Genomic DNA, 16561 nt, shown 5'->3' on the forward strand with positions numbered 1-16561 from the left:
GGTGAAACTCCGATATGGAAAAAAGTGATCAGGCACAAACGAGGGGGTTGAACAGGGGCTGCAAGGACAGTGCGCTGCGGGCCTCGTCGAGGGTTGCGCGCACCGCTTCGTCACCGAACACCAAGCCCTGCAGATAAGTGAACTGCAGGTCGAACAGGCCAAGGGTGTTCAGCACCTGGCGCAGGTAAGGCGTGAGAAAGTCCGGTTGGCGTGCCCGCGGGCCCTGGTGAAAGCCGCCGGAACTCACCAGCACATGCACGGGGCGGTCCTTGAGCAGGCCGACCTTGCCCTCCGGGCCGGAGCTGAAGGTGCGGTGAATGCGCAGCACGTAGTCGATCCACAGCTTGAGCGCCGCCGGCAGGGTGAAGTTGTGCATGGGTGTGGCAATCAGCAGCACATCGCAGCGCTCCAACTCACGAATCAGCCCTTCGGACACCTCGAACAACGGCGCGTCGAAAGGCGTGGCGGTGGTCAGGGCGTGGGCGTAGTCCAGGCCCAGCGGTGGCAACGGCTGCGCCCCCAGATCGCGCTCGACCAGTTCGAGCTGCGGATAGCGTTGGCGCAGGGAGCTCAGCAGCTCCAGTGCCAGCCGGTGCCCCTGGGAAACCTGGCCATGGGGGCTGGCGTTGATCAACAGGACAGTGTTCATGCCGGCTCCCCACCGCGAAGCCGCTGGGTGAAGTGCATGCCCCGGGCCAGCAACCCCTGGCGGAAATAGAAGCGTTGGGCCAGAGGCATATGCAGGCCGGTATCCAGCACCAAGTGATCGCATTGACGCTGCACGGCCTCATCCCGCACCGCACTCAACAGCCGCGCTCCCAGGCCGCTGCGCTGCAGCTCCGGGCTCACCACCAGGTCATCGACGTAGATGAAACGTCCGTAGAGCAGGTTTTCCAGCTCGCGGTAACCGGCCAGGCCGACGATGCGCCCGGCGTCCCACGCGGCGAGCAAGCGGTAGCCCTGTTCGGTTTGCCGGGCCAGTTGGGCGACATAGGCCGCCGGGTGGGTGAGGTGCGGGCGCAAGACACGCATCACGTCGAAACTGGCCGCCAGGGCCGCCTCGCTATCGAGGTGTTGAAGGGTGTAGGGCATGTCCGTCATCCGCTGCAAAGAGATGACCCACTGTAGAAGGCCGATGGCTTAAGCTACAGGGCCAAAAAATGCATAAATGACTAGGCCATGATCCTTCCTTTCGAATTGGACCGCAGCCAGACGGCGCCGATCTATCGCCAGCTGTACCAGCGATTTCGCGAGTCCATCGCCGATGGCCGTCTGCGCCCGGGGGACCGCGTGCCGGCGGTGCGCGCCTTGGCCGCGGAGCTGAACCTGGCGCGGGGCACCGTGGAAGCCGCCTACCAGCTGCTGATAGGCGAGGGCTACCTGATTGCTCGCGGGGCCGCCGGGACCATTGTCACCCCGCAACTGGCGCCGATTTCCGCGCCCACGCAGCGCGCCCCGATGGCTGCAACGACCCACCAAAGCACCCATGCCGGCACCTCGCCCTTGGCACTGCAAATGGGCCTGCCAGCGCTGGACGCCTTTCCGCGCAAACTCTGGACCCGCCTGGCGGGCCGGCAACTGCGCCAGGCGGGCGTCGAAGGCCTGGTCTACCCGGACGCGCGCGGCTACGCCCCGTTGCGGGCGGCCATTGCCTCCTACCTGGGGATTTCCCGCGGCATCACCTGCCACCCGGAGCAGATTTTCGTCTGCGCCGGCTACCGCGCCTGCCTCGACCTGATCAGCCACACCTTGATGCGCCCAGGCGCCACCTGCTGGCTGGAGGAGCCCGGCTACTTCATGGCCAGGAACGCACTGCTGGAAGCCGGCGCGCAGCTGGTGCCGGTGCCCGTGGACGATCAAGGCCTGGACGTCGCCCAAGGCATCGCCCACGCCCCAGAGGCCGGCTTTGCCGTGGTCACCCCGACCCACCAGAGCCCGCTGGGGGTGTCGCTGTCCCTGCCACGGCGCCTGGCCCTGCTGGACTGGGCCAACCGCCAAGGCAGCTGGATCATCGAGGACGATTACGACAGCGAATACCGCTACCAGGGCAAGCCCTTGCCGGCCCTCAAGAGCCTCGACCAGCAGGGCCGCGTGCTCTACACCGGGACCTTCAGCAAAGTGCTGTTTCCAGGGCTGCGCCTGGCCTACCTGGTGGTGCCCGCCGAACAGACCCCAGCATTCGCCCGCCAGGCGGATCGTTTGCACAACCACTGCCCGCACCTGCTGCAAGCGACGGTCGCGGCCTTTCTCAACGAGGGGCACTTTGCCCGGCACCTGAACAAAATGCGGGGCCTGTATGCGCGTCGGCGGCAATGGCTGGTGGAGGCGTTGCACCAGCAGGTGGGTGGGCGTTTGCAGATAGACCCGCAGGCGGGGGGCATGCATGTGGTGGCTGGGCTGGGGGAGGGGGACGATGTGCAGATTGCCCGGCGGGCTCGGGGGGAGGGGATTGCTGTGGAGCCGTTGTCGCAGTGGTATCTGGGGGATGGGGGGAGGCAGGGGTTGGTGATGGGGTTTACCAATGTGGGCAGTGCGGAGCAGGCGGTGAGTGTGGCGGTGCGGTTGGGGCGGGTTACTGGGTGAGGTGGTGGGCTGTTGGCCGTTTTGCCTTGACGGCCACTCACTGTCGACGAGCGCAAAAGTGATAGCGCTTGTACCAAGATTGAAATAAATCAATACGTTTAATTGACGTCATTAAAACGCCAACCTAAGATCGCCGCCGTTTAATGGCACAAAGCCATGTAGAGGGATCTAGAAATGTGGCGTTTGGTACGTCGGACCAGGCTCAGCCTGCTGTCCGCTTTTTTTTGCCTGGGCACCGTCGGGATGGCCGAGTCCGCGCCCCTGCAGAATGCTCCAGGCGTCACCGACCTGATCCGGGACCGCCAGGATCGCTTGCTCGAAGAGCAACAACGTCGCCTTGAAGAACTCAAGGACCTGCCCGGAAAAGTCGTAGCGCCTAGCCAGCAGGCGGCGCCCACCGACACTCGTTGCTTCACCATCAAAACCGTCGACCTCAGTGGTGCCGATGCCTTGTCCGAGCGCGAGCGCAGCAACTTGCTCAAGCCTTACATCGGCCAATGCCTCGGTGTGCCCCAGCTCAATGAATTGCTCAAGGTCATCACCGACCAATACATGACCAAAGGGTTGGTCACCAGCCGTGCGTACTTGCCACAGCAAGACCTTTCCAGCGGCAACTTGAAGGTGCAGGTGGTCGAGGGTCGATTGGAGGGAATGAAGGGCGCAGAAAACAGTGGTGTCACCGACCGCCAGCTGTTTATGAGCTTCCCTGGCAAAACGGGCGATCTGCTCAATCTGCGGGAAGTTGAGCAGATGGTTGATCAACTGAACCGCTTGCCTTCCAACCAGGCGCAGATGGAATTGGCACCGGGCAAAGCCGTTGGCGGCAGCGAAGTGCTGGTCAAAAATACCCCACAAAAGCCCTGGCGCGTTGGCCTGTCGCGCCACAACGGTGGCCAGCGCAGCACGGGAGAGCAGCAGTGGGGTGCCAGTCTGGATTGGGATAACCCTCTCGGCCTGGCTGATCAACTCTCGCTGCGGGGCGGCCACGATGCGCTAAGCGATCACAAAAAAAACTCGAGCAACTCGATGCTCAACTACAGCCTGCCGTTCGGCTGGTGGAACCTCAATTACACCTACAGCGAAACCGAATATCGCTCCTTGGCCCAGGCCAGCGGTTTCAATTTCAAGCAATCGGGCGACAGCCAAAATCATCAGTTGCGCCTGGAGCGCGTGATCCATCGCGATGCCCTGAGCAAAACATCCCTCAGCACCGGCGTGGCGTACCTGCGCACCAACAACTTCATCGAGGACAGCAAGCTCGCGTTGAGCAGCAACCGTCTCAGCGAAGCCCAGTTCGGCATTAACCATGGCCGCCGCATTGGAGGCTCATTCCTCAACATCGACTTGGGCATGCAGGACGGCATCGGTGCGTTCGACGCCCAGGCCAATCACAACCCACGCCCCGGCCAGGCCGATGCGCGCTATCGCAAATACACCGCGACCCTGAGCTACCTGTACCCGTTCAAGCTGTGGGGCGAGTCGTTCAGTTTCAGCAGTCTGATGACCGGCCAGCGCAGCGAAGATGTTCTGTTCAGCCCTCAGCGCATGAGCCTGGGTGGGCAGTCGTCGATTCGCGGCTACAAGGATCAAAGCCTGGCTGGTGACAGCGGCGGTTACTGGCGCAATGACCTGCGCTGGAGCCGCCCGGTGACCTGGGACTGGATGCAGCCGGTGTTCAGCGAGTACGGCACCAGCCTGGGGTATGACCAGGGCGTGATCCGCCGCGATCGCTATAACGCCGAACAGCACGGGCGCATGACCAGCAACTCGGTGGAGCTGTTTGCACGTGGCCAGAACGTCGCCGCTACCGTGACCTTTGCCCACTCTTTGGAACGACCGGCGCCGATCACTGAGCGTGAAGCGCCGATCTATTTCCGCCTGGATTTCTTTCTCTAAATTTTTACCGCCCTTGGGCATCGAGACATGACATGGACGTTCAACAGCTCGCCTTCCTTGCGCGCCAACCTTCTGCATCCCTGAAAAGCCGCTCCCACTTCATGGGCTTGCCCAAACGCGGGTTGGCGTTTGTTTTGGCGAACGTCATGTTCTGGCAACCGTTGCTGGTGCAGGCGGAGGGGATTGTGGTCAGCGCACCGGGCACCAGCCTGGGCCAGGCGGCGAATGGTGTGCCTATCGTCAACATCAGTGCACCCAATGGCAGCGGGCTGTCGCATAACCAGTTCCAGGACTACAACGTCGGCCAACAGGGAGTGATCCTCAACAACGCCACCAGCCGCACTCAGTCCACGCAGTTGGGCGGGATCATCCTCGGCAACCAGAATCTCAACGGTACGGCTGCCAGGGTGATCCTCAACGAGGTCAACGGCGGTAGCCCCAGCCAACTGCGCGGTTTTACCGAAGTGGCGGGGCAGTCGGCCCATGTGATCGTGGCCAACCCGTATGGTGTTACCTGCAACGGCTGCGGCTTTATCAACACCCCGCAAGCGACGTTGACCACCGGCAAGCCTGTGCTCGAAAACGGCCAGCTTCAGCGGTATCAGGTGGACCAGGGCAGCGTTGTTATTGAAGGGGCCGGGCTCAATGTCAACAACATCGACCGCTTCGAGATCATCACCCGCTCAGCCAAGCTCAATGCCGAAATCCAGGCCAAGAACCTGACAATCATTGCCGGCGCCAATGATGTTGATGCCAAGACCCTGAACGCGACTGCGCGTGCCACCGACCCGGCGACGGCCCCTCAACTGGCCATCGACTCCTCGGCCCTGGGCGGCATGTACGCCGGGGCGATCAAGCTGGTCAGCAGTGAAGCCGGTGTCGGCGTAAAGCTTGACGGCAACATGCTCGCCAGTGGCGGCGATATGCAGTTGGATGCCAATGGTCACTTGAGCCTGGCGCAGGCCACGGCGGCGCAAGCGGTTGTCATCAATGCCAAGAGCCTGGATGCCCAGGGCGCGGTCTATGCCGGTACCCGTGTCGACGCAACCACCCAAGGCACACTGACCAACCGCCATTCCATCGCCGCTCGGGACAGCGTCAAGCTGACCAGTGAAGGTCAGCTCAACAACCTTGGCTTGATCGAGGCCGGTGTCACCCCACAGAGCACCCGCAACCAAACCGGTGATGTGACCCTCACCGCCAAGAACATCGACAACCGTGGCCAGAGCGTCATCGCCAGTCGCGACCTCAAGGCAACCGTCAGCGAGACCCTCGACAACCGCGCCGGCACGCTGTCGGCGAACACCGGGATGACCCTCAACGCCCAGGACATCGACAATCGCGGCGGCACCCTGACCAGCCAGGGCACGCTCAAAACTACCCTCGGTGGTCAGCTCGATAACCGCGCCAACGGTACCCTCGCCAGCGGCGGTGAGCAGACACTGAAAGCGGCAGCGGTGAAGAACACCAACGGGGTCATCAGCAGCCAGGATACCCTTGGCCTGGACGTGGCCAGCCTCGATAACAGCGGCGCTAAGATCACCGCCAAAAGCACGTTGACCCTGGATGGCACCACCGTCGACAACGCTAAGGGGCAGATCACCAGTCAGGGTGACATCCTCGCCACCGCCAAAGCCTTCAACCAGCAAGGCGGCAAACTGATCAGCCAAGGCCAGCTCAGCCTGACCGCTGACACGATCGACAACAGCCTCGACGGCTACATCGCCTCCGTCAATGCCATGGGCCTCATTGCCCATCAGCAACTGATCAACACCGGTAAAGGCATCATCAGCACCCAGCAGGGCCTGACAATCAACGGCGGTGCGGTGGACAACACCACGGGCAGCCTGCTCAGCCAGAGCGGCATCACCGCGACCTTGGGCGCAGGGCTGAATAACCAAGATGGCAGCGTCATCACCCAGACCGAAAACCTCACCATCGAAGCCCACAACGTTGATAACCGTGGCGGTGTATTGGCCAGTGTTGCGGGAAAGCTCAAGGCCACCTCGGCGACCGTGCTGGATAACGGGAAATCGCTCACCGCAGCTGACGAAGCGGGGCTGATCCAGGCCCAGTCGATCAACCTGGGCGCGCAACAATCGCTACTGAACAATGGCGGCCAGATTGCTGCCCTGAGCGGCGATACCCAGATCACCAGCACGATCCTCGACAACCAGAACGGTGCATTGCTGGCCAAGCAAGCCCTGAACGTACGCGCTACCCATCTCAACAACAGCCAAGGCCGAGCTGCCGCAGATGCCATCGATTTTGGCCTGACCGGCGAACTGAACAACCAATCTGGCTTGGTCGAAGGCGCCAGCGCTTTGCTGATTGACGCCGCGTCCATCAATAACCAGAACGGCAAACTGCGCTCCCTCGGTCAACAGGGCACCGCCAGCGTAGCCAGCGCGCGGTTGCTGGATAATCAGAGCGGCATGATCGAAGCCGCCAACCATGACGTCTCGTTGCGCATGGCCAGCTTCAAGAACACCGACGGCAATGTCCGTCACGTCGGCACGGGCACTTTTGGGGTCGATCTGGCGAAGTTCAGCAACATCGGCGGAAGTGTCGCCACTGCCGGCACGCTGACCGTCGACGCCGCCACCTGGGACAACAGCACGGATGTTCAGGCGGATGTGCTGAATGTCACCGTAGGCCAGCTCAACCAGGCAGCCACCGGCAAACTTGCCGCCAGCCAAAGCTTCACCGCCAAGGGCGACAGCTGGACCAATGCCGGACGCATCACCAGCGGCGGAGCGTTCTCCCTGACCGCCGCCAATGTCACCAACACCGGCACCCTCGGCGGCGCCGGCAAGGTCGATCTGAACGCCGAAGCGGTGCGCAACGATCACGGTCTGATCTTCAGCGGCACCGACATGGCGCTGCGCTTCAAGAACCTGACCAACTACTACGCCGACATCTACAGCCTCGGCGGCCTGAGCATGATGGCCCGCGACGGTGTGGCTCGCAGTGCGTCACTGGAAAACATCTCCAGCCATATCGAAGCCGCCAACGATGTGCTGGTGCGCAGCGACAGCGTAATCAACCGCAAGGACGTGTTCAGCACTGTCGACCAACTGGTATCGGGCAGCCTGAATGTGAGGTGCTACGACTGCAGTGGTGACCACCACAACGTCGATTACATTGCCAACGAAGTCTCCAAAAGTGTGGTCGCGACAGATTCGGCCAGCTCATCTATCCAAAGTGGGGCCAAGCTGACCGTCGATGGATCCAGCGTGCTGAATAAATACAGCACCATGGCCTCGGGCGCGGATCTGCTGATCACCGCCGACAACTTCGCCAACATCGGCGCTACCACCGGTACCAGCACACGCACACGCACCTGGAACACGGGCCGCGTTACCGACGGTACGGATGAGCGCTTCCGCGCCAACTGGATCTACCCCTACAACGCCCAACCCAACCCCAAGGTATTGCCGGTGGGCGCGCTCAACTCTTTCAACCTGGTGGGCGACACCACCACCGTGACCCCGGGCGATCCCATTGCCTCGGTGATCCAGGCGGGCGGCAACATCAGCATCCAGGCGACCCAGCAGCTGGAAAACAGCAGCATCGTGCAGTTCACGCCGCCTACGCCCGTCGCGGACAAGGGCGGCGCCACGACCGTGACCAAGCCCGCCGTGGTGGTGCTGAACCCGCAACTGCCACCGGACCTGGCACAGCAACAAGTCAACCCGACCAGCATGCCGGGCTTCGCCCTGCCGAGCGGTACGAACGGGTTGTTTCACGTGGTCGACAGCGCCGCTGTTGCCAAAAACAGCCAGGACCTGAGCCAAGCCAACATCCAGGGCTCGGACGCCAGCCGGGTGTTCGTCGGCCCCAAATATCTGGTCGAAACCAACTCCGCCTTCACCGATCTCAAGCAGTTCATGAGCTCGGACTACCTGCTGGGCAAGCTGGGCTACGACCCTGAAACCAGCTGGAAGCGCCTGGGTGATGGTCTCTATGAACAACGCCTGATTCAACAAGCCGTCACCGCGCGCACAGGTCAGCGTTTTATCGCCGGCCAGAACACCGACGAAGGCATGTTCAAGTACCTGATGAACAACGCCATCGCCAGCAAGGAGCAACTCAACCTATCCGTTGGCGTGACTTTGACCTCGCAGCAAGTCGCCGCACTGACCCATGACATCGTCTGGATGGAAGACCAGGTGATCAATGGCCAGCACGTGCTGGTGCCCGTGCTGTACATGGCCCAGGCGAACAACCGCCTGACGGCGGATGGGGCGTTGATTCAGGGCAAGGACGTCACCTTGATTGCCGGTGCGGATTTGAAGAACTCCGGTACGTTGCGCGCCAGCGAAAACCTTTCGGCAGCAGCGGGGAACAACCTCGTCAATACGCGGCTCGCGCAGGCCGGTGAAAAGCTGAAGCTGGTGGCGGGCAAGGACCTGGTGAACATGCAAGGCGGCATCCTCAAGGGTAAGGATGTTGACCTGAGCACCTTGACTGGGGATATCCGCAATGACCGGACCATCACCACGATTGAAAACAGTGGGAAGGGCTTCAGCTCCAAGACGGCAGTCGTCGATAGCGCCGCGCGGGTTGAGGCCGAGAACAACCTGACGATGCATGCAGCGCGGGACTTGCTGAATGTCGGCGGGGCCATTACCGCAGGCAAGAACGCTGAGCTGAGCGCGGGTAACGACGTGGTGATTGCGGCGGCTCGCGAGGAAACCGGCTCGACGCGCCAGGACAAACGGCATTTCTGGGCGCAGAGCCAGACGGTGCAGCATGCCAGTGAGATCAAGGTCGGTGGGAATCTTGATGTTGTGGCGACGAACGATTTGACGATGGTTGCCAGCCATGTCAAGGCAGGCGGCGACGTCAATTTATCGGGCAAGGATGTGAGCCTCCTTGCGGCTGCCAACGAAGAATCAAGTGAGTACCGCTATAAGCGCAGCGGCAAGAAGATCAAGCAGGAAGAAGACCATGTTCGCCAGCAGGGCACGACGATTGAGGCCGGTGGTGATGTAAAGGTTGCGGCGCTGCAAGACCTGACGATGGTCGCCAGCAAAATCAACGCCGGTAACGAGGCCTATCTGGTGGCCGGTAAGCAGTTGAATTTGATGGCTGAGCTCAACCGCGACTACTCCCTCTACGACATGAGCAAAAAAGGCAGTTGGGGGAGCAACGCGGCGAAACGCGATGAAGTGACGCAGCACACTAACGTCGGCAGTGAAATCAAGACGGGCGGTGATCTCACGCTCAAGAGCGGCGGGGACCAGCGTTACCAAGTGGCAACCCTGGACAGCGGTAAGGACCTGACGCTGGACAGCGGTGGCCGCATCGTGTTTGAGGGCGTGAAGGACTTCCACGACGAGAGCCATACCAAGAGCAAGGGCGATTTGGCTTGGTACAAGATGAAGGGCGAAGGGAAAACCGATGAGACCCTTCGACAAAGCGCCCTGGTCGCTCAAGGCAAGCTGGTGATCAAAGCTGCCGAAGGCATTCGTATCGATATCAAGCAGGTCGATCAACAGAGCGTTAGCCAAACCATCGATGCGATGGTGCAAGCGGACCCCAACCTGGCTTGGATGAAGCAGGCGGAGGCCCGTGGTGATATCGATTGGCGCCAAGTCAAAGAAATTCACGACAGCTTCAAGTACGAGTCTTCTGGCCTCGGCGCTGGCGCCAAGATTGCCATCGCTATTCTGATGTCTTTCATCCTCGGCCCCGCTGGTTTGGGGTTGAGCGGGTCAAACCTGGCAGTTGCTGCCAGCCTGAGCACGACTGCGGTCACTAGCACCATTGATAACAAGGGCAACCTTGGTCTGGCGGTGAAAGATACGTTCAGTACGGGGAGTCTGAAGAGCGCTGCGATTGCAGGATTTACAGCTGGGTTCCTGGATTATGCTGACAAAAATTGGTTTACGGCAGCAGAGGGTGCCAGTACCGCCACTCAGGGGATTCAACCTGCAGATGGTTCAACGTTAAGCACCGCCAACTCATCCAAAGATATTTTCCGTTGGAGCAACGCAACGGATGCGGCGACTCGCACCGTAGGGCGAGCGCTAATTTCCAGTGGCGTTTCCTCTGCCATTGGTGGCGGCAGTTTCGGTAGTAACTTCAACGCCGCCCTGATGGGAGAGGCGGGCAATATGGCCATGGCCACGGGCTTTAACTGGGTCGGAGACCAAATCACCTTTCCAAATGGAGGCGTTCAAAAGATTGCTGCCCACGCAATCATGGGCGGCCTATTGGCAGAGCTGACAGGGAGTGATTTCAAGACCGGTGCAGCCGCTGCTGGCCTGAACGAAGCCTTGATTAATGTCATGGCCGATATGGCCGGCAAGAATGAAGAGTTGCATCTGGTCTTTTCCCAACTGACGGGATTGGTTGGAGCTGCTGCTGTTGGGGGTGATCTTAATACCGGTGCGGTAATTGCACAGAAAGCGACTACCTTCAACTACCTATTTCATGAAGAGCTCCTTGAGAAAGAACGCAAGCTTAATGCGTGTACTTCTGAAGATGAATGCCAAGGGGTGCGAGAGTATTACGATAAGTTGGATGTCGCACGTAATAAGGCGTTTCCAGATTTATGCCGTAATAATCCAACCATGTGCGAACAGATTTATGAAAGGCTCAGGGATGAGACTGCCTCCAATTGGGAGTTGGCGGAGACTATAAGAAAGTCGGGTGCGAAAGATCAGTTTGGACGTTCCATTGCGCACCTGGCCACAATGGAAAGAAATCAACAAGCCATCTATATAAATATTTCGGAAGGTGTTCGGTCGACGGATGGTAATCTTGCAGCCGCTGCTGCGGACTTTGCGATGGGGGGACTGAGTCCTGGGGCGGATATCTTCTCATCGACAGTCGGTAAACCGGGAGCTGTTGGAACTGGAATAAAAAATGGAATTGTTGGTACAAAAAATGCTGTGCCTGAAATCAAGCCTGGCGCTGCCGGTGGTGAAACAGCAGGTAAGGCCTTCCCGCAATCTGTAAAGGATGCTGCCAAAGCAGAGAATCCACGCTCAACATGCGTGTACTGTCGTATTGAAGGAACTGGAACACAAGTTGATCATGCGATTCCAAAGGCTAGAGGGGGAGACGCTACACTGGAAAATGCTCAAATGGCGTGCCCACACTGCAATGCTTCAAAAGGCGCACGAGACTTTCCTGTCAATCCCCCGTCAGGGTATCGTGGTGAATGGCCCCCTTCCCACTGGTGAATTAGTAGAGGATATATATGAAGTATCAGACCGGAGAATATGAAGCTGTTCATCAAGCGCCTGTTTGGCGTGATCGTGCCAATTTCATATTTGTCGCTCATCTTGGAACTAAGGATGGAAGTAACGAATGGGAACAGTTATGGGGGCAGAAAACAGCCACTCACAAATTCATTCTGTGCTGTATTCCTTTCTTTGCTCAAGACATTGCTCTAGGCGACGAAGTAGAAACGGATGTTGACTTTGTAGTCCAACGAGTTGTTCAGCATGGAGGACAAACCACCTTCAGGGTCTGGTTTGGTGGCCATAATAAAGCTACACGCGAAGCATTGATGCTAGAGATTGAGACCATGAACCCATTAATGGAATGGTCTTCAGAGAATCTGCTTGCACTTAGCCTTTCTGATGGGATTGAAGCGCAATGCATGGCCAATTATTTACAAGCGCGTGAGGAGCAGGGTTTGCTTAAATATGAAACTGGGCGGCGCTGATATTTAGGTAAAATAGGAGCTGGTGTTGCTGGGGAGCTAGCTGGGGTTGCTCAGAAAAAGTTGGATAAAAAATTCAAGCATGCTTCAGATTTTGATGTGGTGACAACAAAGAAAACTCCCAAACGCTTGCTCAGTATCAAGCGGCAATCAAAACGTATATGACATCGTCTTTTACTGTTCAGTAAGGGGTGTATGGATTTGTAAGAGATTCGAAAGTGCTCTTTAGTTATGCTGGAAGTAATGCGGTTATTCTTGATAGTGCTGGAAACTTTGTAGCGGGTTTTAAGTTGGCATCTAGATGCTCGGCAACTTAAATTTTTTAAAATGGTGTATCGAGACGGGTTTTATTATTCTAGAGTTTTCCAAGTGATTTGTGGCGGGAAGACTATCTGCTGAAATTTTTGCTGAGGCATATATGGAGTTTTGGAAAATAGAGCGCGATAATAATTTCCTTCAAAGGGATATGGTCGGCCTAAGCGAGCATCTGTCAAGTGTTTTTTTGCGATCGATATGTATAATTCTAGTGATTTAAGAGAGGAGTATGAACTTGGTGGTGGGGGTTTTAAATTAGAGGCTGTCAGTTTTATAGAGAAATTAATGTCTGGCTAAAATCGGGAAAAGGAGTTTTCTAGTTTCGGCGGTAGTGTCAGAGACGGTCTGTAAAAATCTGGTTGCGGAAATGTTGAGCCCAATCGTTATGGGGGCGCGGTAACAGGTAAAAGTTATTGAATTGGACAGATATTTGATGTTGGGAGGGCTAGTTGCTTTGATGTTGTAGTGGCAATTCTTGAACTTTTGCGAAAAGCAGAATATTTGGGAGTTGGGTTAAGAAGTGGCGGGGCAAGAACTGGTCCACTAAGCATGAGGAACTTAGGTTTTGTACGAAAAGTACTGCCGTATTCAACGTAGGCTTGGAAGCCAAGGTGACCCTAGCTGCAAAGCTCTTGGTCAGTTTTCGTAGCGGGTGTCTATTCTGTAGTTCTCTATTAGCCAGCCAATCATGGCAGCAATTCTACCTACACCTATTTTTCGTAAAAACCTAAATAGTACGACGATCAAGCTTTTTTCGCTGTAGAGCCCGGCAAATGGCTGAAGGATTACAAAGATGGCTTCTTGGACTGAAAAAAGCTATCGGTGCACTATTTTAATAGTGAAGGTGGTAAGTTGCTCGGTGTAAAAATATGATTGCAATAGGACGAGGTGATAGAACTAAAGGAGTAATGTTTTGATGAAAGATTTTTCGTTGATTGTAGAGGTTTTTGGGGCTGATGAAGTTTGCAGGGTCATTTCTGCACTGTCCATTGGTTTGTTAGCTTCGGTTCGCTCTGGCTTGATGTCGCTAGAGGAGGCTGAGCAAATTCTTTTTACACCGAGAACTGAGAAGGTCTTAAGAGATAAAGGTGTCTCTTCTGTTATTTGCGATCTTGTACTTGAATGTTGTGAACTAGAGGATGTGCTTAGCTTGTTGCCTCATAGGTATGAGAAAAATATAGATATGCTTATTGAAAGGTTTTCAGGGGTATTGAGTAGTATTTGTGCGCCAGATATGCAGTGGAAGCTTGCAAGGCTGCGTTGATAAAGAGTTTAAGTTAGAGCAGGTTTGCTCGTGTTCGAAATGAGTGTGGTGCGATTTGGACAAAGGCGTTGTCATCGCCAAAAGCGCCACCTATGTTCCCTAGGGAAAAGAGATAGTGAAGAATAATGATTAGGGTTCTGCGGCTGAATGAGTTGCTCGTCGCTCACAACTGCTTGCATGCCATTAGTATTCAGTTGAACGAAGATGGTGTGGCTTATGATTTATCTCTATCAATTTCGGACTCTGAAAAGACAGGGGCTGATGTCGTGTGTATCAGATTTATTGATATCAGTCATTTTGCGTCCCGTGATATTGGTGGCGGATTGACTCAGTTGATGCATATGACCGTGAGTCAGTTGGATTCGGGTTTTGACCGGATGCGTTATCAGTTGGTCGATCTTGAAGATAATAAGTTGTCATTTTACTTCTCATCATTTTCGGTTGAGTAGAGGGAGCAAAAGAGAGCTAGCCCGTGATTGGAACTGTGGTGTAACTGGTCGTCTCAATGCAGTCAGGTGATGCAGCTATTTGGCCGTCGAAACCTGTAGCCGCTGTCGAGCGCAGCGAGGCTGCGCACGAGGACGCAGTCCTCGCCAAACCTGTCGATACTTTTCATCTGGCTGCATACGGTTCTGTGGACATATCCGTTGCTGCGGTCACGGCTGCTTAGGGTTTCGCTCTTACAGCGACTCACTTTGGAAAAGCCGGAATGCCGGCCCAGCCCAAAGTAAGCAAAGGGCTCCTGCCCCCGCATCCGGCGCCTCGCCTAGGCTCGGCGTTACCTCACTTCGGCATTGCTCCGGGGGCACGCCGCCACAGGCCATCCATGCCCAGCTGCCCCCTGCTCAGGGCGAAGGCGGCATACATGCGTCGGCCAGTATTTTCAAGCCGCACTCCGCTTCAACGTTGCCAGCAGGCCGCGAAACGCTTGCACACCTCAAAGCGCTGATCCAGATCGGCCATGCGTGCCTGATGTGCGCTCAGTGTTTCCTTCAGCAGTGCTTGCTGGGCTCGGTAGTAGTACTCCAGCATTTCATTATTGGTCGACATCGCCTTGCTACGGTCGGCCGCTTCGCTGTCGGGCAAAAGTTCCTTGATCGCAGGGGTGTCGAGCAGGCCCAGACGGTTGGTGTAGTAATCCTTGTACAACTGCAATGAACGGGCCTTGGTGCCCCTCATCTCATTGGAGAACTGCTCCAGGTTCTGCTGATATTCAGTCCAATAGGCATCGGGCAGGCTGAAGTCGAGGCGCTGTTTGCGTTCCGCTACGGATCTGTCGAGCAGTGTTTTCTGGACCGAAGGGGAGTCCTCGGCGTCGGGCTGCATTTTCGCGATGACACTCGCGTCGACGATCTGCGCGATCAGCGCTGCACGCTCCGCTGACTGCGGTTGTGCTTCGGTGGGCTTGGGGAAAATAGGGTTGTGGCCGGCGCAGGCGGGCAGGCCTTTGTTGGTCAGCACGATCGGCGTGCGCACAGTCTTGCCATCGATCTGGCGCAGACGGCTAAGGGTGACCTGGCAAGTGCGACCTACTTTGCGGAAGTCCGCTTCGTACTCGCCGCCGCTCTGCGGGGTGAAGTTGAACCCCACGGTGCACACGCTGCCGGTGCTCAAGGTATTGGCTCGCGCGAATAGCTCATGGCCCGGTTGCAGCCGCACTTCCAAGTAGGCCTTGGCATCCTCGGGGGCAGCGGCACTCATGGCTGCCCGTCGCCGGGTATTGGCGCTGAACAGGTTATTGAGCAGCCCCGTGGTTTGGCCGCCGCAGTGTTCGGCATCGAACAAGTCGAGCGTCGAGCTGTCACTGCTGCTGATAAAGCGCAGCTTCGCCGCATCGGGGGCACTGGCGTCCGGGTAGGTGCCATTGAAACTGCACCCGCCAAGTACCAGCGCAGCAATGCTTACAGCGCCACGCACGCGCCATTGGGAAAAACAGAACATGTTGATAGATCGTCCTTGATGCACGAGTGGGCGAAAGGCCATCATGCTAAAGAAGGCAGTCGCCGCCGTCCAGCGCGCCTGTCGTCCCTGAATTTTCTGGGGATTTTCTTTGTCTCCCACCGAGGTAGCGGAATGTTTGGCTCGCGCAACATCTTTGCAATTGGCCTGATCGGATTACTGGCTGGTTGTTCGTCAATGCCAACTGAAATGGCCTTGAATTCGCCTGTTTACAACGCGCAAAACGCGGGCCTAGTGGTCGGCGCGCTGCTGGAAGGCGGCCCCTACGGAACCTACCTTGAGTTTCGCGATATCAAGAGCGGCAAGACTTATGGCTGGGGGCCCAAGGATGACTACTCGGCATGGCTACCTGCCGGTGACTATGAAGTGAGCCGCCTGGGTCACCGTCGCGGGGCCATGGGGGCTTACTCCAAACCGCTGCGTTTTACCGTCACCCAAGGGCAGCTCAATTACCTTGGCGAGATGGTCTACGGCTGCTCGGCCGTCGCGCAACCGGCTGCGGTGTACGGCGTATTGAACTGCGGGGCCCTCGCGCTTGGAGAATGCACCGTCCCTAGCCCTAACGTGAACGTATGCGTGGTGGATCGCCAGGATCAAGCGATCAGGCATTTTTTGCAGCAACATCCCGAGCAAGCCCCTTTGCCCGTGCGTAACGCGGTCATGTCGGCAGCAGCCTCTGGATCGAGTGTCCGCTTTCCCTAGGCTTTGTACGAAAAGCCTTGGTGCTCGGTGATGCTGCGTTACTTTCGTTACTCATGCGCATCGCTGCAAATAGGGCCCTGGCTATGGGCCCAAGGTTAAAGGGGCGAGGGTAGTTGATGAGTACCGTGTCGCGGTTGAATGAGCTGCTTGTTGATCACTGC

The 16561-nt window shown here is 57.4% G+C and carries 11 protein-coding genes; 8 read left to right on the forward strand and 3 right to left on the reverse strand.

The features are described 5' to 3' along the window. Positions 1–28 precede the first annotated feature (28 nt). Positions 29–649: an FMN-dependent NADH-azoreductase gene (locus PST29_RS11005; protein ID WP_060843052.1), complete on the reverse strand. Its 621-nt coding sequence runs from the start codon at positions 647–649 to the stop codon at positions 29–31. Beyond that, complete coding sequence (locus PST29_RS11010; RefSeq protein WP_060843053.1) at positions 646–1092, reverse strand: GNAT family N-acetyltransferase; 447 nt, start codon at positions 1090–1092, stop codon at positions 646–648. Before PST29_RS11010 ends, PST29_RS11005 begins: the two co-directional genes overlap by 4 nt. Positions 1093–1179: 87 nt before the next feature. Here PST29_RS11010 and pdxR point away from each other — a divergent pair, with 87 nt between their 5' ends. From pdxR to PST29_RS11030, 7 genes are all read left to right on the forward strand, one after another. After that, entirely contained in the window at positions 1180–2583 is a 1404-nt protein-coding gene (gene pdxR, locus PST29_RS11015; protein WP_060843054.1) for a MocR-like pyridoxine biosynthesis transcription factor PdxR, read from the forward strand. A 174-nt stretch (positions 2584–2757) separates the two neighbouring features. Then, the gene (locus tag PST29_RS11020; protein WP_060838494.1) at positions 2758–4479 is read left to right on the forward strand and encodes a ShlB/FhaC/HecB family hemolysin secretion/activation protein; all 1722 of its coding nucleotides are present in this window, start codon (positions 2758–2760) and stop codon (positions 4477–4479) included. Positions 4480–4511: 32 nt separating this feature from the next. Continuing rightward, on the forward strand, positions 4512–11675 hold the full coding sequence (locus PST29_RS11025) for a two-partner secretion domain-containing protein (protein WP_060843055.1): 7164 nt from the start codon (positions 4512–4514) through the stop codon (positions 11673–11675). 17 nt (positions 11676–11692) lie between these two features. Beyond that, positions 11693–12163 (forward strand): DUF4265 domain-containing protein, encoded by a 471-nt coding sequence (locus PST29_RS30875; protein ID WP_082729207.1) that lies wholly within the window; start codon positions 11693–11695, stop codon positions 12161–12163. A gap of 415 nt (positions 12164–12578) precedes the next feature. Continuing rightward, entirely contained in the window at positions 12579–12695 is a 117-nt protein-coding gene (locus tag PST29_RS32385) for a hypothetical protein (RefSeq protein ID WP_232513218.1), read from the forward strand. A gap of 696 nt (positions 12696–13391) precedes the next feature. Beyond that, positions 13392–13739: a DUF3969 family protein gene (locus PST29_RS30885; RefSeq protein WP_082729208.1), complete on the forward strand. Its 348-nt coding sequence runs from the start codon at positions 13392–13394 to the stop codon at positions 13737–13739. Positions 13740–13864: 125 nt separating this feature from the next. Then, complete coding sequence (locus PST29_RS11030; protein ID WP_060838497.1) at positions 13865–14188, forward strand: hypothetical protein; 324 nt, start codon at positions 13865–13867, stop codon at positions 14186–14188. A 451-nt stretch (positions 14189–14639) separates the two neighbouring features. On the opposite strand, the gene PST29_RS32390 is transcribed toward PST29_RS11030, so the two are convergent. Further along, positions 14640–15680 (reverse strand): hypothetical protein, encoded by a 1041-nt coding sequence (locus PST29_RS32390; RefSeq protein ID WP_232513219.1) that lies wholly within the window; start codon positions 15678–15680, stop codon positions 14640–14642. 18 nt (positions 15681–15698) lie between these two features. On the opposite strand from PST29_RS32390, the gene PST29_RS11040 reads away from it, so the two are divergent. Then, positions 15699–16400, forward strand: a complete 702-nt coding sequence (locus PST29_RS11040) for a hypothetical protein (RefSeq protein ID WP_232513220.1) — start codon at positions 15699–15701, stop codon at positions 16398–16400. Positions 16401–16561: the final 161 nt, after the last annotated feature.

Origin of the sequence: Pseudomonas sp. St29 (genome assembly GCF_001547915.1) — a bacterium.
Taxonomy (GTDB): Bacteria; Pseudomonadota; Gammaproteobacteria; order Pseudomonadales; family Pseudomonadaceae; genus Aquipseudomonas.